The 24,314-nt window shown below is 54.8% G+C and carries 22 protein-coding genes, 1 tRNA gene and 2 pseudogenes; 17 read left to right on the top strand and 8 right to left on the bottom strand.

The genetic code is table 11. The features are described from left to right. Positions 1 to 3: 3 nt before the first annotated feature. Together secD and secF are read left to right on the top strand one after the other, a co-directional pair. Positions 4 to 1,890 (top strand): protein translocase subunit SecD, encoded by a 1,887-nt coding sequence (gene secD, locus A3OI_RS0117395; protein WP_018405501.1) that lies wholly within the window; start codon positions 4 to 6, stop codon positions 1,888 to 1,890. Further along, positions 1,883 to 2,836 carry a protein translocase subunit SecF gene (gene secF / locus A3OI_RS0117400; protein WP_018405502.1) on the top strand — a complete coding sequence of 318 codons (954 nt, stop codon included), beginning with the start codon at positions 1,883 to 1,885 and terminating at the stop codon, positions 2,834 to 2,836. The genes secD and secF overlap by 8 nt, the downstream gene beginning before the upstream one ends. A 128-nt stretch (positions 2,837 to 2,964) precedes the next feature. On the opposite strand, the gene A3OI_RS0117405 is transcribed toward secF, so the two are convergent. Next, positions 2,965 to 3,765: an inositol monophosphatase family protein gene (locus A3OI_RS0117405; RefSeq protein ID WP_018405503.1), complete on the bottom strand. Its 801-nt coding sequence runs from the start codon at positions 3,763 to 3,765 to the stop codon at positions 2,965 to 2,967. 178 nt (positions 3,766 to 3,943) lie between these two features. Between A3OI_RS0117405 and trmJ the strand changes: the two genes are divergently transcribed. From trmJ to der, 13 genes and pseudogenes are all read left to right on the top strand, one after another. Continuing rightward, positions 3,944 to 4,816, top strand: a complete 873-nt coding sequence (trmJ, locus tag A3OI_RS20755; RefSeq protein WP_018405504.1) for a tRNA (cytosine(32)/uridine(32)-2'-O)-methyltransferase TrmJ — start codon at positions 3,944 to 3,946, stop codon at positions 4,814 to 4,816. Continuing rightward, a pseudogene (cysE, locus tag A3OI_RS0117415) lies at positions 4,809 to 5,579 on the top strand (serine O-acetyltransferase); the annotation flags it as partial. The gene trmJ and the pseudogene cysE, both read left to right, overlap by 8 nt. A gap of 260 nt (positions 5,580 to 5,839) precedes the next feature. Then, positions 5,840 to 6,337, top strand: coding sequence for a Fe-S cluster assembly transcriptional regulator IscR (gene iscR, locus A3OI_RS0117420; protein ID WP_018405506.1), 498 nt, complete (start codon positions 5,840 to 5,842; stop codon positions 6,335 to 6,337). Between the two features lie 17 nt (positions 6,338 to 6,354). Beyond that, complete coding sequence (locus A3OI_RS0117425; protein ID WP_018405507.1) at positions 6,355 to 7,542, top strand: aminotransferase class V-fold PLP-dependent enzyme; 1,188 nt, start codon at positions 6,355 to 6,357, stop codon at positions 7,540 to 7,542. Between the two features lie 67 nt (positions 7,543 to 7,609). Continuing rightward, on the top strand, positions 7,610 to 8,038 hold the full coding sequence (gene ndk, locus A3OI_RS0117430; protein ID WP_018405508.1) for a nucleoside-diphosphate kinase: 429 nt from the start codon (positions 7,610 to 7,612) through the stop codon (positions 8,036 to 8,038). Positions 8,039 to 8,098: 60 nt separating this feature from the next. After that, the gene (gene rlmN / locus A3OI_RS0117435) at positions 8,099 to 9,211 is read left to right on the top strand and encodes a 23S rRNA (adenine(2503)-C(2))-methyltransferase RlmN (RefSeq protein ID WP_018405509.1); all 1,113 of its coding nucleotides are present in this window, start codon (positions 8,099 to 8,101) and stop codon (positions 9,209 to 9,211) included. 61 nt (positions 9,212 to 9,272) lie between these two features. Next, positions 9,273 to 10,076, top strand: coding sequence for a type IV pilus biogenesis/stability protein PilW (pilW, locus tag A3OI_RS0117440; RefSeq protein ID WP_018405510.1), 804 nt, complete (start codon positions 9,273 to 9,275; stop codon positions 10,074 to 10,076). Continuing rightward, the gene (locus A3OI_RS0117445) at positions 10,066 to 11,025 is read left to right on the top strand and encodes a RodZ domain-containing protein (RefSeq protein ID WP_018405511.1); all 960 of its coding nucleotides are present in this window, start codon (positions 10,066 to 10,068) and stop codon (positions 11,023 to 11,025) included. The genes pilW and A3OI_RS0117445 overlap by 11 nt, the downstream gene beginning before the upstream one ends. A gap of 52 nt (positions 11,026 to 11,077) precedes the next feature. Then, on the top strand, positions 11,078 to 12,196 hold the full coding sequence (ispG, locus tag A3OI_RS0117450; protein WP_018405512.1) for a flavodoxin-dependent (E)-4-hydroxy-3-methylbut-2-enyl-diphosphate synthase: 1,119 nt from the start codon (positions 11,078 to 11,080) through the stop codon (positions 12,194 to 12,196). A gap of 120 nt (positions 12,197 to 12,316) precedes the next feature. Beyond that, a complete protein-coding gene (gene hisS / locus A3OI_RS0117455) occupies positions 12,317 to 13,594 on the top strand; it encodes a histidine--tRNA ligase (protein ID WP_081622972.1) in 1,278 nt (425 codons plus the stop codon). Positions 13,595 to 13,638: 44 nt separating this feature from the next. Next, positions 13,639 to 14,292 carry a YfgM family protein gene (locus A3OI_RS0117460; RefSeq protein WP_018405514.1) on the top strand — a complete coding sequence of 218 codons (654 nt, stop codon included), beginning with the start codon at positions 13,639 to 13,641 and terminating at the stop codon, positions 14,290 to 14,292. Positions 14,293 to 14,339: 47 nt separating this feature from the next. After that, positions 14,340 to 15,461, top strand: coding sequence for an outer membrane protein assembly factor BamB (bamB, locus tag A3OI_RS0117465; RefSeq protein ID WP_051078109.1), 1,122 nt, complete (start codon positions 14,340 to 14,342; stop codon positions 15,459 to 15,461). A gap of 82 nt (positions 15,462 to 15,543) precedes the next feature. Further along, the gene (gene der / locus A3OI_RS0117470) at positions 15,544 to 16,968 is read left to right on the top strand and encodes a ribosome biogenesis GTPase Der (RefSeq protein ID WP_018405516.1); all 1,425 of its coding nucleotides are present in this window, start codon (positions 15,544 to 15,546) and stop codon (positions 16,966 to 16,968) included. Between the two features lie 105 nt (positions 16,969 to 17,073). Here the strand turns inward: der and pta are convergent, their stop codons facing one another. The 5 genes from pta to A3OI_RS24755 are packed head-to-tail and all read right to left on the bottom strand — an operon-like array spanning position 17,074 to position 21,891. Then, complete coding sequence (pta, locus tag A3OI_RS0117475) at positions 17,074 to 19,224, bottom strand: phosphate acetyltransferase (RefSeq protein ID WP_018405517.1); 2,151 nt, start codon at positions 19,222 to 19,224, stop codon at positions 17,074 to 17,076. 36 nt (positions 19,225 to 19,260) lie between these two features. Continuing rightward, positions 19,261 to 20,448, bottom strand: a complete 1,188-nt coding sequence (locus A3OI_RS0117480) for an acetate/propionate family kinase (protein ID WP_018405518.1) — start codon at positions 20,446 to 20,448, stop codon at positions 19,261 to 19,263. 29 nt (positions 20,449 to 20,477) lie between these two features. Further along, positions 20,478 to 21,170: a putative bifunctional diguanylate cyclase/phosphodiesterase gene (locus A3OI_RS24745; RefSeq protein ID WP_407635533.1), complete on the bottom strand. Its 693-nt coding sequence runs from the start codon at positions 21,168 to 21,170 to the stop codon at positions 20,478 to 20,480. Next, a complete protein-coding gene (locus A3OI_RS24750; protein ID WP_407635534.1) occupies positions 21,146 to 21,394 on the bottom strand; it encodes a diguanylate cyclase domain-containing protein in 249 nt (82 codons plus the stop codon). Before A3OI_RS24750 ends, A3OI_RS24745 begins: the two co-directional genes overlap by 25 nt. Then, positions 21,331 to 21,891: a hypothetical protein gene (locus A3OI_RS24755; RefSeq protein WP_026224282.1), complete on the bottom strand. Its 561-nt coding sequence runs from the start codon at positions 21,889 to 21,891 to the stop codon at positions 21,331 to 21,333. Before A3OI_RS24755 ends, A3OI_RS24750 begins: the two co-directional genes overlap by 64 nt. A 242-nt stretch (positions 21,892 to 22,133) precedes the next feature. Here A3OI_RS24755 and ccoM point away from each other — a divergent pair. Further along, positions 22,134 to 22,244 (top strand): annotated as a pseudogene (gene ccoM, locus A3OI_RS24510) (cytochrome c oxidase subunit CcoM); the annotation flags it as partial. A gap of 166 nt (positions 22,245 to 22,410) precedes the next feature. Here the strand turns inward: ccoM and A3OI_RS0117505 are convergent. Together A3OI_RS0117505 and A3OI_RS0117510 are read right to left on the bottom strand one after the other, a co-directional pair. Then, a tRNA-Glu gene (locus A3OI_RS0117505) sits at positions 22,411 to 22,486 on the bottom strand. Positions 22,487 to 22,573: 87 nt separating this feature from the next. Then, positions 22,574 to 23,479, bottom strand: a complete 906-nt coding sequence (locus A3OI_RS0117510; RefSeq protein WP_018405519.1) for a TIGR01777 family oxidoreductase — start codon at positions 23,477 to 23,479, stop codon at positions 22,574 to 22,576. A 121-nt stretch (positions 23,480 to 23,600) separates the two neighbouring features. Here A3OI_RS0117510 and A3OI_RS0117515 point away from each other — a divergent pair, with 121 nt between their 5' ends. Further along, positions 23,601 to 24,203, top strand: a complete 603-nt coding sequence (locus A3OI_RS0117515) for a DUF924 family protein (RefSeq protein ID WP_018405520.1) — start codon at positions 23,601 to 23,603, stop codon at positions 24,201 to 24,203. Positions 24,204 to 24,314: the final 111 nt, after the last annotated feature.

Consider the following 24,314-nt stretch of genomic DNA (forward strand, 5'->3'; position numbering starts at 1 on the left):
CCCATGCTTAACAAGTATCCGCTTTGGAAAAACCTCACTATCCTGGTTGCCCTGGCAATCGGCTTTATATACGCACTCCCCAATTTGTTCCCGGATGATTTTGCGGTTCAGGTTACCGGTGCCCGCAGCAGTACCGAAGTCGACGCACGCGTTTTAGAGCGTGCGGTGCAGGCTCTGGAAGCCCAGGGTATCGAGGTAAAAAGCAGCAGTTTGCAGGATCGTGACGCGCTTATTCGGGTAACCAGCGGCGAAGATCAGCTTCAGGCCCGCCCTGCAGTGCAAGCGGTACTGGGTAACGACTATCTGGTTGCGCTGAACATGGCTGCTTCTACTCCCGGCTGGCTACGCAGCTTGGGTGCAGGCCCAATGAAGCTGGGCCTGGATTTGCGCGGCGGTGTTCACTTCCTGCTGGAAGTGGATATGGAAACCGCTGTGAACCAGCGCCTGGAAGCGTTGGCCGGACAAATCAAACGTGAACTGCGCGGGGAGCGCATTCGCTACCGCGGTGGTGAGCTAGAGGGAAATCTGGAAGGCGAACGGGAAATTATTCTCAGCTTTCGTGATGACGAATCCCGCGCCGATGCCTTCACCCTGATTCGCCGTCAGTACCTGCAGTTTTTAATGGATGAGCGCACCCGTGGCGACGAGCGCCTTATTGCGCTAACCCTGTCGGAAGCCGAAGTGCGCTCCATTCAGGAATACGCCCTTGAGCAGAACCTGACCACCATCCGTAACCGGGTGAACGAATTGGGTGTGGCCGAGCCGCTGGTGCAGCGCCAGGGCTCCAGTCGCATCATTGTTGAATTGCCGGGTGTTCAGGATACCGCGCAAGCCAAACGCGTATTGGGCGCCACCGCGAATCTGGAATTTCGAATGGAAGCTCGGCCAGACACGCCAGCCGGCGGTGTCGAAACCTTTGGTTTTCGCGATACGCCCCAACGTACCGCTCGCTTAGAGCGTGCGCTCATTGCCACAGGTAATAACGTGGCCAATGCCCAGCAGCAGTTTGATGAGAACGGCCAGCCACAAGTCAGCATTACAATGGATTCTGTGGGCGGCGATTTGATGAACCGTGCCACTCGCAACGCCGTTGGCCGGCGTATGGCGGTGCTGTTTATTGAGTTTCGCACCGAAACCGAAGACCGTATGGTTGACGGCGAAGTGGTCACCGAAGAAAAACGGGTAGTGGACAAAGGCATCATCAGCCTGGCAACGGTGCAGTCTGCACTGGGTGCGAGCTTCCGTATAACCGGTCTGGACTCGATTCCGGAAGCGTCGGAGCTATCACTGCTGCTGCGCGCCGGTGCACTGGCCGCGCCCATGTACTTTGTGCAGGAACGAACCATTGGCCCCAGCCTGGGTCAGAAAAATATCGACGCCGGTATGATGTCGGTATTGCTGGGCTTTGTGCTGGTGCTGATCTATATGGCGCTCTACTACCGCGGTTTTGGGCTTATTGCCAACGTATCGCTTACCCTGAATCTGATGCTGCTGATTGCCTGCATGTCGATTCTGTCGGCCACGCTAACATTGCCGGGTATCGCCGGTATCGTTCTAACGGTGGGTATGGCAGTAGACGCCAACGTATTGATATTCGAGCGTATACGAGAAGAGTTAAAAGCCGGCACCGCGCCGCAGTTGGCCATAAATGCCGGTTACTCGCGGGCGTTTGTCTCCATTTTTGACGCTAACATCACAACCCTGCTGGTGGCGCTCATTCTGTTTGCCATGGGTTCCGGCCCGGTGAAAGGTTTTGCGATTACCTTAAGCCTGGGCATTATAACATCGATGTTCTCTGGCCTGTTGGTCAGCCGCAGTATCGTCAATGTGGTTTATGGTGGCCGCAGGGTCGAGAAACTTTCGATCGGAGGGAAGCAGGCTAATGCATGACGCTCAGGAAAAACCGTTTGATTTTATGGGTTTTCGGAAGATTGCTACGATACTCTCGATTACTCTACTGGTGCTCGCTATCGGCCTGTTGGCGGTGCGCGGGCTGAACTTCGGCATGGATTTCACCGGCGGCACGTCGGTGGAATTTGAATACGAACAAGCGCCAGCTCTTGCTGAGATACGCACAGCGTTGAGTGACGCCGGCTATGACCAGTTTGTGGTGCAGAATTTCGGTTCTGATACAACGGTTTTGGTGCGGTTGTCAGAGTCGGCTAACGATATGCTGGCCCAGGAGATCACTAGCACCTTAACCGCCGGCGGAGCTGGGCTGAAGCTGATCAGTTCGGAGTTTATCGGCTCCCAGGTAGGCGAAGAACTGAAAGAGGATGGCGGTTTGGGCATGCTGATTGCCTTGTTGGTGGTGCTGATTTACGTTGGCATGCGCTTTCAGTTCAAATTCGGTATTGCTGCCGTGCTGCCCCTGGCTCACGACGTCCTCATTGTGCTGGGTATTTTTTCGCTGTTTCAGTGGACCTTTGACCTTACGGTTCTGGCCGCCCTGTTGGCCATCATCGGCTACTCGCTGAATGACACTATTGTGGTGGCCGACCGTATCCGGGAAAACTTCCGCACCATGCGGGTAGGGGACTCATGGGAGGTGATCAACACTTCCATTCACCAGACCATCAGCCGTACCATCAATACCTCTGGTACCACGCTGGTGGTGCTGATTGCGCTTTACGTGTTCGGCGGTGAGGCGATTAATAAATTCGCCCTGGCGCTGATTATCGGCGTGGTGGTGGGTACTTATTCCTCCATTTACGTATCGGCGAACCTGCTGATTGCGCTCGGTGTGTCTCGTGAAGATCTGATCTTGCCGGTGAAGGAAGGTGTGGTCGGTCAGGACGAAAACGAACAGCCGCCGGAGTGGTTGGATCGTATGTAGTTCTTTTGAGAGGCCTTTTTGGGAAGCCCGCCGGTTTATCGGCAGTGGTTTCGCAACCATAAAAAAACCGCCAGTCTCTCGGGATTGGCGGTTTTTTGTGCATGCCTTGCTAGCAGGGCAAGTTCGCTTTAGCGGGGCAAGCGGCCACGGAACGGATGCAGTTCCTTCAGCAATTCACGAAACAGCTTGGGGTTAGCCACAATCAGCTGCTTTGCATTACTGGCCGATGGGTTGCCAAAGAAGTCCCCGGTCAGGGCGCCCGATTCCATCGCCAGGGCCACGCCCAGGTCCAGTTCGGCGCCTTCCGGACGAAAAGCGATCACTGCGTCCAGATGGCCGGCCGATACCCGTGCGATATCCAGCACCACGCATCCGGATGTACGGAAAATGCGTGAGTTGGTCGCCAGAACGGTGGCTATTTCGCCCCACAGTTGTGGGTTGTCGTCTTTACGGGCTTGGTCAAGAACGTTGGTAGCCAGCGCCGAGCTGGTTAGTTGGCGCACTTCTGATACCCGCACCCGGCGGCTGTTCAGTGCGGCGCCGTGGCCACGGCTGGCCGAGTATTCTTCGCTGGTGATTGGGTTAACAATCAACAGGCTCTCAATCCGGTTGTTCTTTTTCTGGGCCAGTGCCAGAACAAATTCCGGAATACCTCGCAGAAAATTGTCGCGACCCAGAACCGGAAAGATGTGCCAGCTTTTGTCATAGGTGCCAGCATCCGCTTCGTTCAGGGGAGCAATGTGGTGGTCTTTGTAGGCTTTTTCGAGCTGCTCTACGAAATTATCGTAAATGGCCTGTTCGACGCGATCCAGCTGACGCTCGCGCTCGCTGTTGTCTTTGTCGCTGGGTTCCTGGCGCTCGAAATGTGCTTTCAGGTAGTCCGACCCCTGGCGCGCAACGCGCAGGGCCATTTTAATCGCTGGTTGCATCTGAGTGATCAACATCCGAGTGTATGAAGGCCGCGTATTATATCAGTCGGTGTGCGCTTTGTCTGTTTTTAGACTCCGCACAAGCACGGATAATGGTCATTTGACACTCGGGTTGCCCGCCGGCTTTCGTGATTTATCTGTTATTATTGCCGCCTAATTTTGCTGACAGGCCGTTACCATGCACAAACCGTCCCGCCCGCTGGGCTCACCCGACACCTACAACGACCGAATTCGTATTGTTCTGGTGGAAACCTCCCACTCTGGCAACATTGGTGCGGTAGCGCGAGCCATGAAAAATATGGGGTTGGGAAATCTGTGGATGGTGAACCCGCGATCGTTCCCGGATGAAACCTCGTACGCTCGAGCCGCCGGAGCATCGGATGTTCTGGACACTGCAACCGTGGTGGATAGTCTTGATGAAGCGCTGGCAGATTGCGTGTTGGTTATGGGCACCAGCGCTCGCGGGCGCAAGGTGCCCTGGCCAGTGATGCCGCCGGATCAGGCCGTAACTGCGGCAGCCAGTCATTGCGGCCAAGGCACAGTGGCGCTGGTGTTCGGCCGAGAGAATCACGGGTTGAGCAACGATGAACTGCAACGTTGCCACTATCATATTCATATTCCGTCCAATCCGGATTACAGCTCATTGAATCTGGCGATGGCGGTTCAGGTAATGTGTTATGAATTGCGCATGAGTTATCTGAAGGGCCTTGAAGCGGATGCCCGGCGGCCCTATTTAGAGCCGATTGCGCAGCCTGGTGACGCCGGGTGGGACGTTGCTCCTGCCAGCGTTGGCGATGTCGAAGGCTTTTTTGGCCATTTGCAGCAGGTGCTGGAAGAAATCGATTTTCATCGCCGGGACAAACCGCGCCAACTGATGGCGCGTCTGCGCAGGTTGTTCCAGCGGGCGAAAATGGACCAGATGGAAGTTAATATCCTAAGAGGTGTTTTGTCGGCCGTTCAAAAAACGGCAGGCGCCTCGGGAATCGAGCAATCAACCTCCGGTACCGGGCCACAAGCGCCGGAGCAGGACCAGGGCAAACGTCATGTTTAGACATTTAAGAGAAGATATCAGCAGTGTGTTCCGCCGCGATCCCGCTGCGCGTAATACCTTTGAAGTTCTGACCAACTATCCTGGCCTGCACGCACTTTTACTGCATCGGGTGGCACACTGGTTATGGGGGGTGGGCCTGAAGTGGCTGGCTCGTACCCTTTCTACGCTTACGCGCTGGTTTACGGGTATTGAGATTCATCCCGGTGCCACCATTGGTCGACGCTTCTTCATTGACCACGGTATGGGTGTGGTTATTGGTGAAACTACGGTCATCGGTGACGATGTTACGTTATATCAAGGCGTTACCCTGGGCGGCACCAGCTGGAACAAGGGTAAGCGCCATCCCACCATTGGTGACGGAGTAGTTGTAGGCGCCGGAGCCAAAATATTAGGGCCCTTTGAAGTAGGCGCGGGCGCCAAAGTGGGTTCCAACTCGGTGGTCACAAAAGCGGTGCCAGCTGGCGCAACCGTTGTTGGCATACCGGGCCGCGTGATTGAAAAAGATAAAGACGAGCAAAGCTCGCGGCGCCGGGAAATGGAAGAGCGCATGGGCTTTGACGCCTATGGCGTGACCGAAGAAATGCCAGACCCCCTGGCGCGGGCAATGCGTTCGCTGCTCGACCACATGCACGCGGTAGACGACCGCATGGAAATAATGTGCAAAGCCTTGCGCAAGGTAAGCGCCGACTATCCGAACGGCGATTTGCCGGTGTTGTCAGAGGACGATTTTGATTGCCTACGCGATACAGACAGCGAGGCTTCGCGCAAAAAGAACCGCGAAGACGCAAAAGTGGTTGCAGCGGCGGCGGTCGAGCCGAGCGCCAAAGCGGGTAGTATAGACAGTGCGAAGGAGAGCGCTGAAGAGAGTGTCGAAGAGAGTGTCGAAGAGAGTGTTAAAGCAGGCGCCAAGAAGAATGCAAGCGAGCCCACCAAGGATAGCCGCTGAATACTTGACTGAATTAGTTGGTCAATTCATACTCGTGTTTGCGAATAGAGGTCAATTTCCATCGCGGGGCGGAGTTTATGAAGTTGACAACAAAAGGCCGGTACGCGGTAACCGCTATGCTGGACCTTGCACTGCACGGTGACCATGGGCCGGTTACGCTTGCTGATATATCAGCCCGCCAGGAAATCTCCCTGTCGTACCTGGAACAGCTATTTTCGCGGCTGCGACGCAGGCACTTGGTGGCCAGCATTCGCGGCCCGGGCGGGGGCTATCGCCTGAGTCGCGGCGCTGATGCCATTTTTATATCAGAGGTGGTAGACGCTGTCAGCGAGTCACTTGACACCACTCGCTGCGGTAACAAAGGCGATTGTCAGAGCGGCGAGAAGTGCCTGACCCATCACCTTTGGACTGACCTCACCGAGCAGATTCATCAGTTCCTGGATAACATCAGCCTGGGCGATCTGATGAAAAAACGTGAAATCCGCCAAGTGGCGGACCGCCAGAATCTGCGCCAGAGCGATGCAGGTTGTGAAACGATCAACACTCGGCTGCTCAGTGAACAGGCGCCGGTTTAAGTCTGGTTTTTAATACCATGAAGAAACCTGTATACCTCGATTATGCGGCCACTACGCCCGCAGATTTTGCCGTTGCCGAAGAAATGATGCGCTACCTGACATTGGATGGCGCCTTTGGTAACCCTGCCTCGCGTACCCATGGTTATGGCTGGCAGGCCGAAGCGGCGGTAGAAACTGCACGCCGCCAGGTGGCCACATTGATCAACGCCGACCCCCGCGAAATCGTATGGACATCCGGCGCGACCGAGTCTGACAATCTGGCGATCAAAGGCGCGGTGGCCGGGCACGATGCGCCTCACATTATTACCTCCATGATCGAACATAAAGCCGTTCTGGATACCTGTGGCTGGCTGCAGGAGCAGGGCGTGAAGGTTACCTGGCTGAAGCCTGATGCCTGTGGGCGTATTCACGTCGGACAAGTGGTTGAGGCGCTGACGCCAGAGACCGTGCTTGTGAGCCTGATGCTGGTAAACAACGAATTGGGCAGCATTAGTGACATTGCAGCCATTGGCGCCCAACTGCGCGGCCGCGGTGTGCTTTTTCATGTTGATGCGGCCCAGGCCCCCGGAAAAATACCGGTGGATGTAAAGGCCTTGAACGCCGACTTGCTGTCACTGTCGGCGCATAAGGTTTATGGCCCCAAAGGGATAGGCGCGCTTTACGTGCGACGCTCTCCGGATGTGCGTATTCAAGCGCAGATTCACGGTGGCGGTCATGAGCGCGGCATGCGCTCTGGCACCCTGCCGGCGCATCAAATTGTGGGTATGGGTAAAGCGTTTGAGTTGGCGGCAGACAGCCTTTCTGCCGATAGTGCCAGGCTGGAACAGCTGCGTGGGCGTTTTCTTGGGGCGCTGGCAGAGCTTGAAGGGGTTTCTCTAAACGGGAGTCTCAATACCGGTCTCAACGGCAGTGAAACCAATGATGACGCCAAACTGCGAGTGCCTGGCATTATCAATTTGTCGTTCGCGGGCGTTGATGCAGAAACCCTGATGCTGGGCCTGCGTGAATTGGCAGTGTCTTCCGGTTCCGCCTGCACATCGGCGACACTGGAGCCATCTTATGTCTTGCGGGGTATCGGGCTAGACGATAAGCAGGCTCACCGTGCGCTGCGGTTTTCATTTGGCCGTTATACCAGCGGCGAAGAAGTCGACTTTGCGGCGGCACACATTATTGATGTTGTTGGCCGGCTGCGGTCTGCGCGGTAGGCACCGGCCCCGTGACTGCGTATAATTGCAGGCTCGTTTTTTATCCAACCTCTAATGGAGAATCACCATGGCAAACGAACGCACGTTGTCGATCATCAAGCCTGATGCCGTTGCAAAAAATGTAATCGGCAAAATCATCAGCCGTTTTGAAGATGCAGAGCTGCATGTTGTTGCAGCAAAGATGTCGCACCTTAGCCAGGAACAGGCCGAAGGCTTTTACGCCGAGCACAAAGAGCGTCCGTTCTTTAACGACCTGGTTGCGTTTATGACGTCTGGCCCGGTGGTTGTTCAGGCTTTGGAAGGCGAAGGCGCCATTTTGAAAAACCGTGATCTGATGGGTGCTACTAATCCGAAAGAAGCGGAAGCTGGCACCATCCGCGCTGACTTTGCATCGTCTATTGATGCCAATGCGGTTCACGGCTCCGACTCGGCTGCTTCCGCAGAGCGCGAAATTGCTTATTTTTTCAATGATAATGAAATTTGCCCGCGCGGCTGATTTTGTTCACCGGGGGCGGCGTTGCTGCCCCCGGATTGGTTATTTGATTAAGGTTATACAATGACAGCACTCGCTGAAAAAACAAATCTTCTGGGAATGCCCAAAGCCAAGCTTGAGGCCTATTTTGAATCCCTGGGGGAAAAACGTTTTCGCGCTACTCAGGTGCTGCAATGGATTCACCAGCGTGGTGTGGGTGACTTCGATGAAATGACCAATATGAGCAAGCCTCTGCGGGACAAGCTTAAGCTGATCGCCGAAGTACGTGGCCCGGAAGTGGTCTATGACGAAGTGGCCAAAGACGGCACCCGTAAATGGGTAATGCGCATGGACAACGGCAACAACATAGAAACCGTGCTGATACCTGACGGTGAACGTGGCACTCTGTGCGTGTCATCACAGATTGGTTGCAGTCTGGATTGCAGTTTTTGTTCAACGGGTAAGAGAGGCTTCAACCGTAACCTGACCTCTGCCGAGATTATTGGGCAGGTGTGGGCTGCGCGCAAAACGTTCATGCCCTATGCGCCGGGCCCAGATCGTCCGATTACCAACGTGGTGATGATGGGCATGGGCGAGCCCTTGTTGAACTTCGACAACGTCGTAGACGCCATGAATCTGATGATGGAAGATCTGGCCTACGGCATTTCCAAGCGCCGGGTAACCCTGAGCACGTCGGGCGTGGTTCCAGCGATCGACAAGCTGGGTGAGGTTACCGATGTTTCATTGGCTATTTCTTTGCACGCCGCAAATGATGAGTTGCGTAACCAGTTAGTACCTATTAATAAAAAGTACCCAATAGCAGAGTTGCTGGCCGCTACCCGCCGCTATTTGAGTCGTTTGCCAGACAAGCGCAAGGCAACCATTGAATACACTTTGATGGCTGGTGTGAACGATCATGTCGATCAAGCGCGAGAACTGGCCGAGGTTCTGCGCGGCTTGCCGTGTAAGATCAACTTGATACCATTTAATCCGTTCCCGGAAAGTGGCTATGAACGTCCGAGCATGAATGCCACCCGGCGATTCCAGACGGTGTTGAACGAGGAAGGGTATATTGCGACCGTACGCATGCCCCGTGGCGATGACATAGACGCTGCTTGTGGGCAACTGGTGGGCAAGGTAGAAGACCGAACCCGTCGCAGTGCCCGTTACATTGCAGTGCAGCAGGTTTCAGCGTAAATACCCGGCTGTGGATGCGGCAGGCCTTCTCCAATAGCAGCTTCAGGATGAGTTCACGGCTATGGTAAATCAGTTTGTCAGTGCCCGTTTTATGATGTCGCTGATGCTGGTGGCAGCGATGTTGTCGGGCTGTGTGACGACCACCGACAGCCGCTTTGCCCGCGAAGCCGATCGCCAAAAAGCGTTGGCAGATTACGTTCAGTTGGCATCAGCGTATATTGGCCAGGGAAATTTTGAGCGAGCCCGCCATCACTTGGACCGGGCTCTGGAAATTGATTCGAATAACTCGCCGGCGTTAGCCGCAAAGGGCCTTATTTTCGCCAACGAGGGTGAACCCGAACTGGCTGGAAGCAATTTCAGACGCGCGATCTCCGCCGATTCAAAAAATACCCGCGCCAATGTTTATTATGGCGCGTTTTTGTATGGCCAGGGCCGAATGGAACAGGCGCGCGACCAGTTTGCCAAGGCCTCTGGCGATACCGGTTATCCGGATCGAGGTTCCGTTTTTTTCAACCTGGGAATGACCCAGGAGCAGCTGGGTGATTTTCCAACTGCGGTTAGCAGCTATCGCCGTGCCACCGAGTTGGCACGCAGTGATCCCAAAACATTGCTGGCGTTATCCCGAGTGCTGCTAGAAACCGGTGACGTGAAAACCGCCGACTTCTATTACAGTCGGCTGCTAACTATAATGCAGCGCAATGACCGCTTGCAGCACTCATCTGAAAGCCTGTTGGTGGGAGTTCGCATTGCCCGCCTGCTGGACAAACGTGACCAAGAGGCCAGTTTGGCGTTAATGTTGCGGAATAATTTCCCCGAATCAGCAGAACTCCGGCAATACAAGGTACTGATGTCTAATGGCCAATGAAGAGAATCAAGCTGCCCCTGGCAATCGGCCGGTGGGCCCACAGTTAAAACAGGCCCGCGAGGCGAAAGGGCTTAGCGTAGCCGAAGTGGCTGATGCCCAGCATCTTCGCCCGGCCATTATCCAGGCCATCGAAAATGGCAAATACGAGCTGATTGATACAGAGCTCTTCCTGAAAGGCTACATACGCGCTTATGCGCGCCAAGTAGGCCTGGATGGTAACGCCCTGATTGCCGATCTTAACGTGGAGCTGGAGCCCATGCGCCAGGCGCAGGCGCAGGCGAAAGCAGCGAATCCGCTGATTGATATAGAACGCCGGCGGCGCAAAAAACGCCGTGTAGCCAAAGCCGCATTGTGGCTGGTCGCACTGGCAGTATTGGGCTTTTTGGTGTTTTCGTTTATTTACAATCCTTCGCAGCTGGCTAGTTTGACGGGCGCCGGCGATGACTCAACAACACAATCTACGCCAGATAACTTGTTGCCAGACGAAACGAGTGATGGCGATGTGTCGGCTTCGTCCGCGAACGCAGAGGGTGCGCTAGAACCGCTTATAGCGGCAGGCACAGGAACTTTTTCTGACGGCGAGGCTCCAGCTGACGGCTCGGGGTCTTCGCCAGCGCAGACAGTAGGAAATTCGGCCGTCATCGTCGACAATGATCGTTCGACGATAGATACGGAACAGGCACCCCAAGTTGCCGACAACCGGGGCCGGTTGGAAATTGAATTTATTGATGATTGCTGGGTTCAGATTCGAGATGCTTACGGTAGAAGCCTGGCCAGCGGTCTGAAACGCCAGAGCGACCGCATTGATTTGCGCGCTGAAACCGATATTCGTCTGGTGATTGGTGCCGCTAATGCGATAGGGGCCATGCGCTTTGAAGGTGCGCCCGTCGATCTTGGTAGTAAAGGCATTGTTGGTAATCGCGCCGAGTTTGTTTTGGCTTTGAATTAATAGCTCAACGTAAACGCCGATACTTCTGGTTTTCACAGATGGGTTCTCCCAAATGAAGCATGAATCTCCGATTAAAAGACGTAAATCCCGCCAGATCATGGTGGGCAATGTGCCCGTGGGTGGCGACGCGCCGATTGCCGTCCAGAGTATGACCAACACCGAAACCTGCGACGTGGAAGCAACGCTGGGGCAGATACAGGCCCTTCAAGACGCCGGTGCCGATATTGTCCGCGTGTCTGTGCCGTCAATGGAAGCCGCAGAAGCGTTTGGCCGTATTCGCGCCCGCGCGGGTGTTCCGCTGGTTGCCGATATTCATTTCGATTACAAGATCGCGTTACGGGTGGCCGAACTGGGCGTTGACTGCTTGCGCATAAACCCGGGTAACATTGGTCGGGAAGACCGCGTCAGCGCGGTCATCAGTGCCTGCCGCGACCGCAATATTCCAATTCGGATCGGCGTTAACGCAGGCTCGCTAAGTAAAGACCTGCAGCGTAAATACGGCGAGCCTACCGCAGACGCGCTGGTGGAATCTGCCATGCGCAACGTCGATATTCTTGACCGCCACGACTTCCAGAATTTTAAGGTCAGCCTTAAAGCGTCCGAAGTGTTTATGACGGTAGAAGCCTATCGCAAGATTGCCACGCAGATTGACCAGCCTTTGCACCTGGGCATCACCGAAGCCGGCGGTTTCCGTTCCGGTACTGTGAAGTCGTCTATCGGGCTTGGTCTATTGCTGATGGATGGCATTGGCGACACTATCCGCGTATCGCTAGCAGCAGACCCGGTGCAGGAAGTCAAGGTTGGCTACGACATACTCAAAAGTTTGCGCTTGCGCTCCCGCGGCATTAACTTTATTGCCTGCCCCAGTTGTTCGCGGCAGAATTTCGATGTTATCCAGACCATGAACGATCTGGAAGTGCGTTTGGAAGACGTGCAGCAGGCTCTGGATGTGGCCATTATTGGTTGTATCGTGAACGGCCCGGGCGAAGCCAAAGAGGCCGATATTGGTTTAACCGGTGGCAGCCCGAAAAACCTGTTTTATATGAATGGTAAGCCTCAGCAGAAATTGGACAACGCAAATTTGACTGACGATCTTGAACGTCTGATTCGCAAAGAAATTGCTCGCCGTCAGGAAACCGAAAAAGCCATTATTGTCCGTTCCGCTGACTAACATGCAACGAATACGGTTATAGCTATCGATAACACCTATCGATGACAACAGCCACAACAGGTAGGCAATGCATTGGCGCAGCGCCACTGCACAAACCACAGAGACGTTTAAGGGTTTAACTTGGCTAAGATTCAGGCAATTCGCGGGATGAACGATATCCTGCCCGAACAGACTCCGGTCTGGCAATATGTCGAAGCAACGGTGCGCAAGGTGTTGGGGCAATACGGGTACCAGGAAATCCGTATGCCGATTGTGGAACAGACCGACCTGTTCAAGCGCTCTATCGGTGAAGTTACCGACATTGTTGAAAAAGAAATGTACACCTTTGAAGACCGCAACGGCGACAGCCTGACTCTGCGCCCGGAAGGCACTGCCGGTTGCGTGCGCGCGGCCGAAGAGCACGGCCTGCTGTTCAATCAAACCCGGCGGATGTGGTACACCGGCCAGATGTTTCGCTACGAGCGCCCACAAAAAGGGCGTTACCGCCAGTTTCACCAGGTGGGTGTCGAGTGTTTTGGCATGGCTGGGCCAGACATAGACGCAGAGCTTCTTATTCTGACGGCGCGTTTGTGGAAAACGTTTGGTCTGGCTGACCATGCGCGTCTCGAAATCAACTCGATTGGCACCGCTGAAGCCCGCCGAAACTATCGCGAGGCGCTGGTTGCTTACCTGCAGCAATTCAAAGCCGAGCTCGATGAAGACAGTCAGCGCCGGCTTGAAAGCAACCCTTTGCGGATTCTGGACAGCAAAAGCGCGGCTACCCGTAAGATTCTGGAGCAGGCGCCAAAACTAGACGCCTGGCTTGACGACGAATCTCGTGATCATTTTGAACGCTTGAAGCAATTGTTGGACGCCGCCGGAATCGCGTACACGGTGAATCCGGCGCTGGTCCGCGGCCTGGACTACTACGGTAAGACGGTATTTGAGTGGATTACAGACAGCCTGGGCGCCCAAGGCACGATTTGCGCCGGAGGCCGCTATGATGGACTGGTAGAGCAACTGGGCGGAAAACCCACGGTCGCCGTTGGTTTTGCCATGGGCGTGGAGCGTCTCATCCTGCTGTTGGAAACCCTTAATTTGATACCCGAGTCGGTCAACAACCAGGCCGATGTGTACGTTACCGCCATGGGCGATCAGGCGGTTGCGCCAGCGCTGCTTCTTGCTGAAGAACTGCGTGACCACCTGCCGGGCTACATCATTATTAGCCATTGCGGTGCGGGCAGCTTTAAAAGCCAAATGAAAAAAGCCGATCGAAGCGGCGCCCATTATGCACTCATTCTGGGTGATAGCGAGCTTCAGAATCAAAGTGTTGGCCTTAAACCTTTACGTACAGACGAGCCCCAGCAAGAGCTCCCGCGGCAGCAGGTTGCCGAGGCTCTAGCGCAGGCGCTGTCGTAGTAATCCTTTTAAAGCGCCGTTTCTAATTTACAACAGGAGTTATCATGGCCGAGTTGCGTACAGATGAAGAGCAGGTTGAAGCGATCAAGCAGTGGTGGAAGAACAACGGTAGTTCGCTGCTGATTGGTATTGGTGCGGCCCTGGCGATTGTGTTCGGCTGGCAGGCGTGGCAAAACCAGCAGGCCCAGCAGCGTACCGAGGCCGCCAGCCAGTTTGTCACTCTGATGAACGCCTTTGGCACCGAAGATGGAACCAGCGCCGACACCGTCGCTTTCGTGGCTAAAACCCTGCGCGATGATCATGCCGGCAGCGCTTACGCGATTTACGCCAATTTGATGCTGGCGCGGGTTCAGCTCATGCAGAACAGCGACGCCGAAGGCGCTGTTGAATCCTTGCAATGGGCACTGAATAAAGCGGCGGAGACTCAGCCTCTGGCTCTGGTTGTGCGCAGCCGCCTGGCGCAAGCCCAAATGGCTCTGGAAAATTATGATGCGGCGTTGACCACCATTGACGGTGCCACAGACAGCGACGCTTTTGGTGCTATGTTTGCCGAATTGCGCGGTGATATTTTGCTCGCGAAAGGCGATCAGGAAGGGGCACGTAATGCCTACCTGGCAGCCCGCGAACAGGGCGAAGAAAATCGCAGTGGCGTTCTGCAACTCAAACTGGCGGATCTGGGTGTCGGGGGTGATGCGTGACGTTAAGCGCAGGTTTCCGGCAGCTGCGCGCCAGTGCTGTGGTGCTTATGGCCGCCGCCCTTGTAATTGGTTGCAGCGCCAACGATACGTTTGAGCAGCCCGCACAATTGCCTGATGTGAATCAGCAGGTGTCACTTGAGCGGGTTTGGAACGTTACGGTGGGTGACGGCCATGACGGCGAGTTTTTGTACCTGGCACCGCTGAACGCCGGCGACGTTGTGTACGCCGCATCGGCTGACGGAGAGTTGCTTGCCCTAAACGCAGAAACCGGCAAACAGATTTGGGAGAATTCGGTGAAAGACCGGATTTTTGCCGGTGTTGGTGGCGATGCCAATCAACTGTATCTGGTGAGCCGCGATGCCGATTTGCTGGCGCTTTCGCGGGAAGACGGCAGCGAGCTTTGGCGCGCGTCACTGCCGACCGAAGTTCTGTCGGCGCCGCAGTCCAATGGCAGTCTGGTGGTTGTGCAAACCACCGACGGCCGCGTGCTGGCATTCAATGCCGCTGACGGTGAAAAACGTTGGCAATATGACAGTGTTGTGCCGGCCTTGTCGGTTCGCGCCGCAGCAGCGCCGCTGGTAGGTGCTGACGTTATAATAAGCGGCTTTGCCAACGGCAAACTGCTGGCTCTGTCTGCAGAATCTGGCCAGCCGCTGTGGCAGTACGAAGTAGGTGCGCCCCAGGGCCGTACCGAGCTTGAGCGCTTGGTCGACATTACCAGCCAGCCTTTGGTGCTGGAAAACGCGATTCTGGCGGTGGGCTATCAGGGTAAGCTGGCGCTGATTGATTTGCGCACCGGCAATGACATCTGGAGCAAGACAGCCTCCAGCCTGTATTCGCCAATGGTCAGTAACGGCAACATTTTTCTGGCGTCTGCTAACGGCGACCTGGTTGCTATGCGGGGGTCCGATCGCCGTGACCTGTGGACCCAGGATAAACTGGCCTGGCGCCAGCTGACCCAGCCGGTGCCCTTCGACGATTACCTGGTGGTAGGTGACTTTGACGGTTACCTGCACGTGGTGTCCCAGGAAAGTGGTGAGCTGGTAGGGCAGATGAAATTTGATGGTGACGGTATCCGCGTACCGGCCCAGCGCCTGAGTAATGGTAATCTGCTGATCTTCGGCAACGGCGGTAAACTCGCCGCTTATAGGTTGCAATCGAAAAACTGACGCGACACGCGGCCCGGTTTTCAAACCGGGCCGACTTCTTTTGTGAGTAGCGAATGACATTTTTTTTGAGTAGTGAAACACTATGAATTTAGTCATTGCCCTGGTGGGCCGCCCCAACGTGGGCAAGTCCACACTGTTTAACCAGATGACCCGTTCGCGGGATGCACTGGTCGCCGATTTTCCGGGACTGACCCGCGACCGTAAATACGGTGAAGGCAATTACGAAAATCAGCGTTTTATTGTCATCGATACCGGCGGTTTGATGGGCGACGAGCTCGGGCTTGACACCGCGATGGCCAAGCAGTCTTTGCAGGCGGTTGAAGAAGCCGACATCGTTCTGTTTATTGTGGACGGCCGCGCTGGTGTAATGCCTGGTGATCGGGTACTTGCTGATCAGCTGCGCCGATCGGGCAAGCACGCGCACCTGGTGATTAACAAAACCGATGGCCAGGATCCAAACCTGGTAGCATCCGATTTTTATGCACTGGGTTTTCAATCCCAATTTCGCATTGCCGCATCCCACAATCGCGGCGTTCGATCTATGTTGGAAATTTTGCTGCCGACGCCGGAGGAAGATGCAGATATAGACGGAGCGCATAATCACCCCGGCATTCGCATCGGTATTGTTGGCCGCCCCAACGTGGGCAAATCGACCCTTGTAAACCGCATGCTCGGTGAAGAGCGCGTCGTAGTTTACGATCTGCCGGGTACCACCCGCGACAGCATTTATATTCCCTATGAGCGCATGGGCCAGGAATACACCCTGATTGATACCGCCGGTGTGCGGCGACGCAAAAATGTGCGAGAGGTGGTAGAGAAGTTCTCGATCATCAAAACCTTGCAGGCCATAGACGACGCCCACGTGGTGATTTTGGTGATTGACGCCCGCGAGGGGTTGGTCGACCAAGACATGCATCTTATGGGCTTCGTGCTAAGTGCTGGCCGTTCGTTGGTGATTGCTATCAATAAATGGGATGGCATGAACGGCGAAGACCGTGACAAAGTAAAGGAACAGATTCGTCGGCGTTTGGACTTTCTGGACTATGCCGACAAGCATTACATTTCTGCGTTGCACGGGTCCGGCGTGGGTGTGATGTACGAGTCGGTCAACGCCTGCTACGAGTCGGCTATGGCAAAATGGCCAACCAATCGTCTGACCACGATTTTGGAAGACGCGATTGCCCAACATCAGCCGCCCATGGTTCATGGTCGTCGTATCAAGCTGCGCTACGCCCACCAGGGTGGCTCTAATCCGCCGACGATTGTGGTACACGGCAATCAGACAGACTCTTTGCCCGGTGCTTACAAACGTTACCTGGAGAATAGCTTCCGCAAGGTGTTAGCGGTAACCGGCACGCCGATCCGATTCGAGTTCCGTTCCAGTGAAAACCCGTTTGCTCATAAAGTGAACCGGATGACGCCGCGGCAAAAAGTCAAAAAAGACAACGATGAAAAGAAGGGCGGCGGCAAGCCCAAAAAAGCGCGGCAGAAGAGCCTGAAGCGCTGATAGGTAGAAAAGCCTTAAGCGCTAAAAAAACCGGCCCGTTATGAACAATAACGGGCCGGTTTTTTTATGGGCGTTGGCTATGTAAGACCGTAAGGCCGGGCAAGATCAGGCTTTGCTGGCGTCTTCCACTTGCTTGGCCTGAACAGCGGTTATGGCGATGGTGAATACGATGTCCTCCACCAGTGCTCCCCGTGATAGGTCGTTCACCGGTTTACGCAGGCCCTGCAGCATAGGCCCAATGCTGACCACGTTAGCGCTTCGCTGCACCGCTTTGTATGTGGTGTTGCCGGTATTCAGGTCGGGAAATACAAACACAGTTGCGCGGCCGGCTACCTGGCTATTGGGTGCTTTGCTAAGGCCCACGCTTTCAATGGCGGCGGCGTCGTATTGCAGGGGGCCGTCAATCAGCAGGTCCGGGCGCCTTTCGCGCGCTAGCCGGGTAGCTTCGCGTACCTTATCCACATCCCGACCGCTGCCAGACTCTCCAGTGCTGTAGCTGATCATCGCCACGCGTGGCTCGATGCCGAATGCTTCGGCTGATTGGGCGCTCTGGATGGCAATGTCTGCCAGCTGCTCCGGGTTGGGGTCCGGATTTATGGCGCAGTCTCCGTAAACCACAACCTGCTGCGGTAACAGCATGAAAAATACCGACGACACCACTTTGGCGTTGTCGTGGGTCTTGATCAGCTGCAGGGCAGGGCGCACGGTGTTGGCGGTGGTGTGGATGGCACCGGACACCAGGCCGTCGGCTTTTTCCAGCGCGACCATCATGGTGCCCAAAACCACATTGTCTTCGAGCATGCTTTCCGCCACTTCGGCTGAAATGCCTTTGTGTTTCCGCAATTCCACCATGGGCGCCACGTAGCGCTTGCGCACCGCAGACGGCTCGATAATTTCCAGATCGGGTGGTAATTCCAGACCCAGGGAAGCCGCTACGGAACGTATCTCGGTGGCGCTGCCGATCAGCGCGCAGCGCGCAAGCTGGCGCTGATGGCAGATGATGGCTGCCTGTACTGTGCGCGGCTCGTGGCCTTCTGGTAAAACAATGCGCTTGTTGGCAGCACGGGCGCGCTCAGAAAGCTGGTGGCGAAACGCCGGTGGCGACATACGGGTCTGGCGCGGCACCTTAAGGTGTTCCTGCAGCCAGTCGGTATCAATACGCGGCGCGATCAGGTTCATGGCGGTGTCGATCCGCTCCGGATCGTCGATAGGGATAGACCTCGACAGGCCGGCCAGCAGGTGGGCAGTTTCGTAGGTGTTGGTGGTGGTGCTAAGAACCGGCATGCCGGTTTCCATGGCCCGGCGACACAATTCGATCACCCTCTGGTCTGGTATTAGACCGCCGGTGAGCAGAATACCGGCCATGGGCACGCCATTCAGGGCCGCTACTGCGGCGGCCACAACGATATCCTCCCGGTCTCCGGGAGTCACCAAAAGGGTGCCGGACTTGAGGATTTCGGTCATATTGCGGATGGTGCGGGCGCAAACAGAAACACGGTGCACCCGGCGGGCCTGCATCTGGCCCTCGTGTAGTACGTTTACCTTCAGTTCGCGCGCTATATCTGAAACCCGCGGTGCCAGCAGGCTTGGTTCCCAAGGTATTTCGGCTAACAACCGATACTGCCCGCTACTAAACACTTTGCATTTGTTGCGGTAATCTTCAGACGGTGTCGCGGTGAGGGTCGTCATGCCGGGCATGTTGCGTTCTTTTGGCGCACCGATTTTGTTAAGAATGACGCCCAAAACGTCAGCTTCATTCTGCCCCGAAAACAGTCGTGCAGAAAAACCAAGTTGTTCGTCCAGCTCGACGGGGTCACAGCCTCTAGGTGACGTTAGCAAAATGATTTCAGAACCCAGGTTCCGCGCGACTTCGGCGTTCAGACGGGTAATGTAGGTGCCATCCTGGCCGGGTTCCAGACCCTCTATAATCACCACGTCGACCGTGCACGCCACTTTCTGGTACTCACCCACCACACGCTCAAGCAACAAGTCAGATTTGTTGTGATTGAGCGCGTGCTGTGCTTCTTTCAGGGTAATTGGTGTCGGTGGCTGAAGATGGCTGTGCGTGCGCACAAACTCAACGGAAGAGTCTTTGCCATTATTGTGGGTCGCATCGGCTTGGTGCACCACCTGGCAAAACGGCTTATAAAAACCAACGCTGACACCCACCCGCTCAAGTGCTCGCAACAGGCCCAGGCACACAGACGTCAGGCCGGAATCTGTGGAGGTTGGTGCAATAAAAAGACTTTTTGCCATAGTTAAAAATTCCGCCGCTAGCGTTGTACAAATCGGTTAGTTGAGTTTTGCCAGGCGTGCTGCTTCGCCCGCGATGACCCGTTCTTCGTCGGTAGCAATCACCAGTATTGGGAAGCGCGATTCTTTACAGTCAATTCGGCCATCACGATTCAGGCCGTTATCATCGTTATTGTGCTCATCAATGGCGAACCCAAGCAGCGCCAGGTGTTTGACGGTCTGCTGGCGTACGCGGGCGCTGTTTTGGCCAATGCCACCGGTGAACACCAGGGCGTCAAGCCGGTTCAGCGATGCCATCATGGCCGCGACATATTTGGCCAGGCGGAAGCAGAACACATCGATGGCCAGTTGCGCTGGCTGGTCGCCCTGATCCGCCAGGTCGCTCAGGGTGCGCATGTCGTTGGTTTGCCCCGACAGCCCCAGAAGACCACTGCTGTGGTTGAGTTCGTTGTGCAGTTGCTCGGCGTTCACGCCTTTGCTCTGCAAGTAATCAAACAGTCCGGGATCGACATCCCCACTTCGGGTACCCATTACCAGCCCTTCAAGAGGTGTCAGACCCATGCTGGTATCAACGCTTTTGCCATCGCGTATGGCGGTAATGCTGCAGCCGTTGCCCAGATGCGCAGAAATAATGGAGGTCTCAGCCGTGGATTGTTCCAGGCGGAGAGCTGCCTGTTGCAGCATGTAAGCGTGGCTGGTGCCGTGGAAACCGTAGCGGCGTATACCCCAGTCACGGTAGTAGTGCTGTGGCAGTGCGTAATGGAATGCCTGTTCCGGCAGGGTCTGGTGGAAGGCTGTGTCAAACACCGCCACCTGAGGCACCAACGGAAACAGCTCGCGGGTTGCCATAATGCCTTCAAGGTTAACCGGGTTGTGCAGTGGAGCCAGCGAATTACAGGCCTCTATGGCGGCCAGTACTTCGTCGTCGATCAGTACCGCTTCGCGAAATGTTTCACCACCATGAACAACCCTGTGGCCAATAGCCGCCGGTTGTTTCGGCATCAGGCCCTTTTTCTGCGCTATATCCACCAGCACGGCCAGGGCTTCCCGGTGCGTGGTGTTGGGAGGCAGCATGGTGACGTCGCGTTGCTTTCCAATGCGAAAGCGGGCATTGGGAGTGTTCAGTCGTCCTGCCAGCATCGAGGCAATCTTTTGTCGATCTTTGTCAAAAAGCGCAATTTTTAGCGATGAACTACCGCAGTTCACCACTAACAATGTGTTTTGCATAATTCTGGATTTCCGGTTTGTCAGATTCTTTAATGGCCTGTGTACGAATCCAGCCACTGACTGAATTCAATAGCGGGTAGTGGTCGGCTGTAAAGGTAGCCTTGGGCGCAATCGCAACCTGCCTTTTGAAGAAATTGGACCTGTTCTTCCTCTTCAACGCCTTCTGCGATCAGTCTGAGCCCCATGCTGTGCGCCATATTGATGATTACGCTGACAAGCGCTGCGTCATCCGGGTCTTTGAGAACGTCTTGTACAAACGATTTATCAATCTTGAGTGTATCAAACGGGTAGCTTTTCAAGTAACTGAGGGCGGAATAGCCGGTGCCAAAATCGTCTACCGACAGGCGCACGCCGTGCTCGTCAAGCTCCCGTAAAATCTGGGCGGTCTCAATCGAGTTGTCCAGAATGAGGCGCTCGGTAATTTCCAGGTCCAGAAACTCGGCAGCCAGGCCGGTGGTAGACAATGCGTCCATCACCGAAATTCCAACATCGCGACCCAGTTGGTTTTTCCAGGTCATGGCAGCTTGGCAGGCCTGTAGAATTACCCATTCACCAATAGCCGTTATAAGCCCGGTCTCCTCGGCCAGCGGAATGAAGCGGTCGGGCATGACCTGGCCAATTTCCGGATTGTTCCAGCGCAGTAAAGCCTCTGCCGCCAGCAGGTTGCCGTTAGCGGTGTTTACAATGGGTTGGTAAACTAACTCGAATTCTTCTTGCTGCAGAGCGCGCCGCTGTTGTCAGAATCTGCTGGGAACGCCGCAATACCGATGCTGGTGGTGACGTACACCTCGTGACTGTTTAATTGGTAGGGCATTGAAAAAGTTTCGAGTATGCGTTCGGCTACTTGAGACGACGCCTCGGCGCTTTGCAGCCCCGGCAGAATCACCAGAAATTCATCGCCGCCCAGGCGAGCGACTGTGCTGGTGCCGCGCAGGCAGCTGGAAATGCGCCTGGCGGCTTCGACTGGGTGGCGAGAATAATGCCCACCCGTCTGTTCATGTCCTGATTCACCCGCGCAAGGTCAGCGGTAATGGTAAGTCGCCCCAGCTTGAACTCGCCGCCCTCACCATGAACTAGCTCAAAGCTGTGAACGATGGTGGCAACGTCGCGGGGAATTTCACCAATCACCAATTCAGAGCTGGGCTCAATCGCAAGCCGTAAGTGCACAATATCCGGGAGGCTGAGAATTCCTTCCAGCTGGATTTGCAAAAGCTTCTGATCCAGTGCCCACAGGCTTCGCGCCAGCTCGGAGCTGTCGCTGGATTCGACGGCCTGCATGCGTGCTGTAATTTGCGTAAGCTCTTTGCGGTAGTCTGAGTAAAGTTGAATGGCAGAAGAGATGAATGTAAATACCAGGCTGAATATCAAGACCCAGGCCAGTAAACGCAAAGACAGCAGCGAGCGCTGACGAAGCAGGTTCAGGCGCCTAAAAAATGTTGTCATATCAAGGATCAGTTGCCCGCAAGTGGTCAGAATCTAGCGAAAGGTCATAATGGACTATAGCAGCCAAAGTTTCGCGTTGTCTTGTATTGGTCGGGGTTAAAAGGAAGAAAAATGAAAGTTGGAATATATGCAACGGCTTATTTTTTTAAGCCGCTATAGGGCTTGATGTAGATCAACACGGGGGTATGCGGCAAGTCGTAACCTGAATTCAGATCGAAACACGAGAATTTAGGAGATTTGCCATGTATCTGGACACTGTTGTTATCGCTGGAATCGTAACTGTGCTGCTGATGGTGGCATTCTTTGTAGGGTTTGGGGTCTTTATTATGCGCGATCAAAAAGCCCATGGTCCTGACGTTATCAAAGTCGAGGGGAAGAAGGCCGACAAGCCAGTTTGATTAAGGTCACGAGACCTGACAAGAGAAAATTAAGACGAGTTGTATAAAAAATCTCCGGAAACTTAGGCAGTTTGCGGAGATTTTTTATATTCCAGAACAAGGCAAAATAGGAAGAGCGAATTGGCGTCCCCTAGGGGGTTCGAACCCCTGTTGCCGCCGTGAAAGGGCGAAGTCCTGGGCCACTAGACGAAGGGGACGCAACATATGCAACTACTTGCCTCATTGAGGTGGCGCATATAGTATGAGGCGACCTTGCCCGTGTCAACACTTTCTGCCGCTATTATTCAGTTTGCGATCGCATCCTTTAGTGCAGGCTCCAGATCCGTAAAACGGAATTCGAAACCCTCAGCCTGAAGTCTGGCGGGAATTGCGCGCTGGCCGGTCAGCAGCAGTCCGGACATTTCGCCGAGCGCCAGCTTTAAGGCCACGGCGGGTGCCGGCAGAATCGTGGGGCGATGGAGCACACTACCCAAGGTTTTTGTAAATGTTGCATTGGTCACCGGAGATGGGCTGACAACGTTGTATGCGCTCGATGCGGTCTCGGTATTCAGCATCCACAGCAAAGCCCCTACAACATCCTGCCGGTGTACCCAAGGCATATACTGCTCACCACTGCCAAGCTTGCCACCCACACCGAGTTTGAACGGCAGAATCATGCGTTGTAAAAAGCCGCCGTTGGGGCCCACCACGATTCCGGTTCGCGACAGGCAAACGCGCACATCCATGTCAGTGAGTTCCATGGCGGCCTGTTCCCAGTCACTGCAAAGGCGATGGGTGAATTCGCTGTGTGGAAGTGTTGCTTCGGTTACCTCAAGGCCACCCTGGGCGCCGTAAAAACCAACAGCGGACCCAGACACCATAACCTGCGGCGGCTGCAGCCAGGTTTTTACCACCTCTACCAGTTGTTGCGTAAGTTCGATACGGCTGTCGCGAATTGCTTGTTTGCGCGTCTCGCTCCAGCGCTTATCAGCAATGCCTTCGCCTGCCAGGTTGATAATGGCGTCAAAGCCTTTATGGCCCTGCAGTTTGGCCAAATCCGGCAGCACTTCAACTCGACCGCATACAGCGCGCACATCAGCTGCGCTCTGGCGGCTTAAAACCGTAATCTGGTCTCCGTTTGCCAGTAATTCGCGGCATAGAATCCGCCCGATAAAACCGGTGCCACCGGTCAGCAATATGTGTCTGCTCATGGTGTTTTCATTCCTTGCGTCGAAGACCCCCTAGTGTTGAAGGGTGTCTGTTGCCCTGTTTCCCACGTACACTGGCGTAAAGACAGGTAATATGGCCGCAACCTTAACAGGGTAATAGTGAATGTTCGATTGGAAAGACATTCTGGATTTCTGGTTTGGTGAGTTAGACAAAAATGGGCTGCCTGACTCGGCTCATCGCAACCGCTGGTTTCTGAGTAACCGAAAGTTCGATCAGGAAGTCCGTAGGCGTTTTTTGTCGCTGGTCTTATTTGCCTCGGAGCAGGGTCTTGACCACTGGCAGAAAAAGGCTGGCGGCGTACTCGCTGAAATTCTGCTGCTTGACCAGTTTTCGCGCAATATTTTTCGCGGTGGTGCTTTGGCATTTGAGCAGGACATTCTGGCTCGAAAGTTGTGTAAGCAGGGTATGAATAAAGGTTTTGACGTGTCGTTACCGGCCATTCAGCGGGGATTTTTTTATATGCCCTTGCAGCACTCCGAACGCCAAGAAGATCAGTCACTTGCGATAGAGTGTTATGAACAGCTGTCAGCATCTACCAGCGGCTTGTTAAAGGAGTTTATAGGCAGCTTTTTGCAATCAGCCCTTGAACACCAGGCAATAATCACGCGCTTCCGTCGTTTTCCGCATCGCAATAAAGCATTGGGGCGAACCAACACAAAAGAAGAGAGCGACTATTTGTTCAATGGAAAACGTTTCGGCCAGTAAGTTTATAACGTTGGTATTACCGGTTCTGTAAGTAACGGACTTTCCTCAATAGGGACGCTATGCATCAAGCAATCACCACTGCGCAATTTGTTAGCCAACGATGATGAGTCA

Origin of the sequence: Marinobacter gelidimuriae (assembly GCF_000372805.1) — a bacterium.
Taxonomy (GTDB): domain Bacteria; phylum Pseudomonadota; class Gammaproteobacteria; order Pseudomonadales; family Oleiphilaceae; genus Marinobacter; species Marinobacter gelidimuriae.

Bases quoted from the DNA above. Each gene is read 5' to 3' on its own strand.
- secD (WP_018405501.1), top strand. From the start codon at position 4: ATGCTTAACAAGTATCCGCTTTGGAAAAACCTCACTATCCTGGTTGCC.
- secF (WP_018405502.1), top strand. From the start codon at position 1,883: ATGCATGACGCTCAGGAAAAACCGTTTGATTTTATGGGTTTTCGGAAG.
- A3OI_RS0117405 (WP_018405503.1), bottom strand. From the start codon at position 3,765: ATGCAACCAGCGATTAAAATGGCCCTGCGCGTTGCGCGCCAGGGGTCG.
- trmJ (WP_018405504.1), top strand. From the start codon at position 3,944: ATGCACAAACCGTCCCGCCCGCTGGGCTCACCCGACACCTACAACGAC.
- iscR (WP_018405506.1), top strand. From the start codon at position 5,840: ATGAAGTTGACAACAAAAGGCCGGTACGCGGTAACCGCTATGCTGGAC.
- A3OI_RS0117425 (WP_018405507.1), top strand. From the start codon at position 6,355: ATGAAGAAACCTGTATACCTCGATTATGCGGCCACTACGCCCGCAGAT.
- ndk (WP_018405508.1), top strand. From the start codon at position 7,610: ATGGCAAACGAACGCACGTTGTCGATCATCAAGCCTGATGCCGTTGCA.
- rlmN (WP_018405509.1), top strand. From the start codon at position 8,099: ATGACAGCACTCGCTGAAAAAACAAATCTTCTGGGAATGCCCAAAGCC.
- pilW (WP_018405510.1), top strand. From the start codon at position 9,273: ATGGTAAATCAGTTTGTCAGTGCCCGTTTTATGATGTCGCTGATGCTG.
- A3OI_RS0117445 (WP_018405511.1), top strand. From the start codon at position 10,066: ATGGCCAATGAAGAGAATCAAGCTGCCCCTGGCAATCGGCCGGTGGGC.
- ispG (WP_018405512.1), top strand. From the start codon at position 11,078: ATGAAGCATGAATCTCCGATTAAAAGACGTAAATCCCGCCAGATCATG.
- A3OI_RS0117460 (WP_018405514.1), top strand. From the start codon at position 13,639: ATGGCCGAGTTGCGTACAGATGAAGAGCAGGTTGAAGCGATCAAGCAG.
- bamB (WP_051078109.1), top strand. From the start codon at position 14,340: ATGGCCGCCGCCCTTGTAATTGGTTGCAGCGCCAACGATACGTTTGAG.
- der (WP_018405516.1), top strand. From the start codon at position 15,544: ATGAATTTAGTCATTGCCCTGGTGGGCCGCCCCAACGTGGGCAAGTCC.
- pta (WP_018405517.1), bottom strand. From the start codon at position 19,224: ATGGCAAAAAGTCTTTTTATTGCACCAACCTCCACAGATTCCGGCCTG.
- A3OI_RS0117480 (WP_018405518.1), bottom strand. From the start codon at position 20,448: ATGCAAAACACATTGTTAGTGGTGAACTGCGGTAGTTCATCGCTAAAA.
- A3OI_RS24755 (WP_026224282.1), bottom strand. From the start codon at position 21,891: ATGACAACATTTTTTAGGCGCCTGAACCTGCTTCGTCAGCGCTCGCTG.
- A3OI_RS0117510 (WP_018405519.1), bottom strand. From the start codon at position 23,479: ATGAGCAGACACATATTGCTGACCGGTGGCACCGGTTTTATCGGGCGG.
- A3OI_RS0117515 (WP_018405520.1), top strand. From the start codon at position 23,601: ATGTTCGATTGGAAAGACATTCTGGATTTCTGGTTTGGTGAGTTAGAC.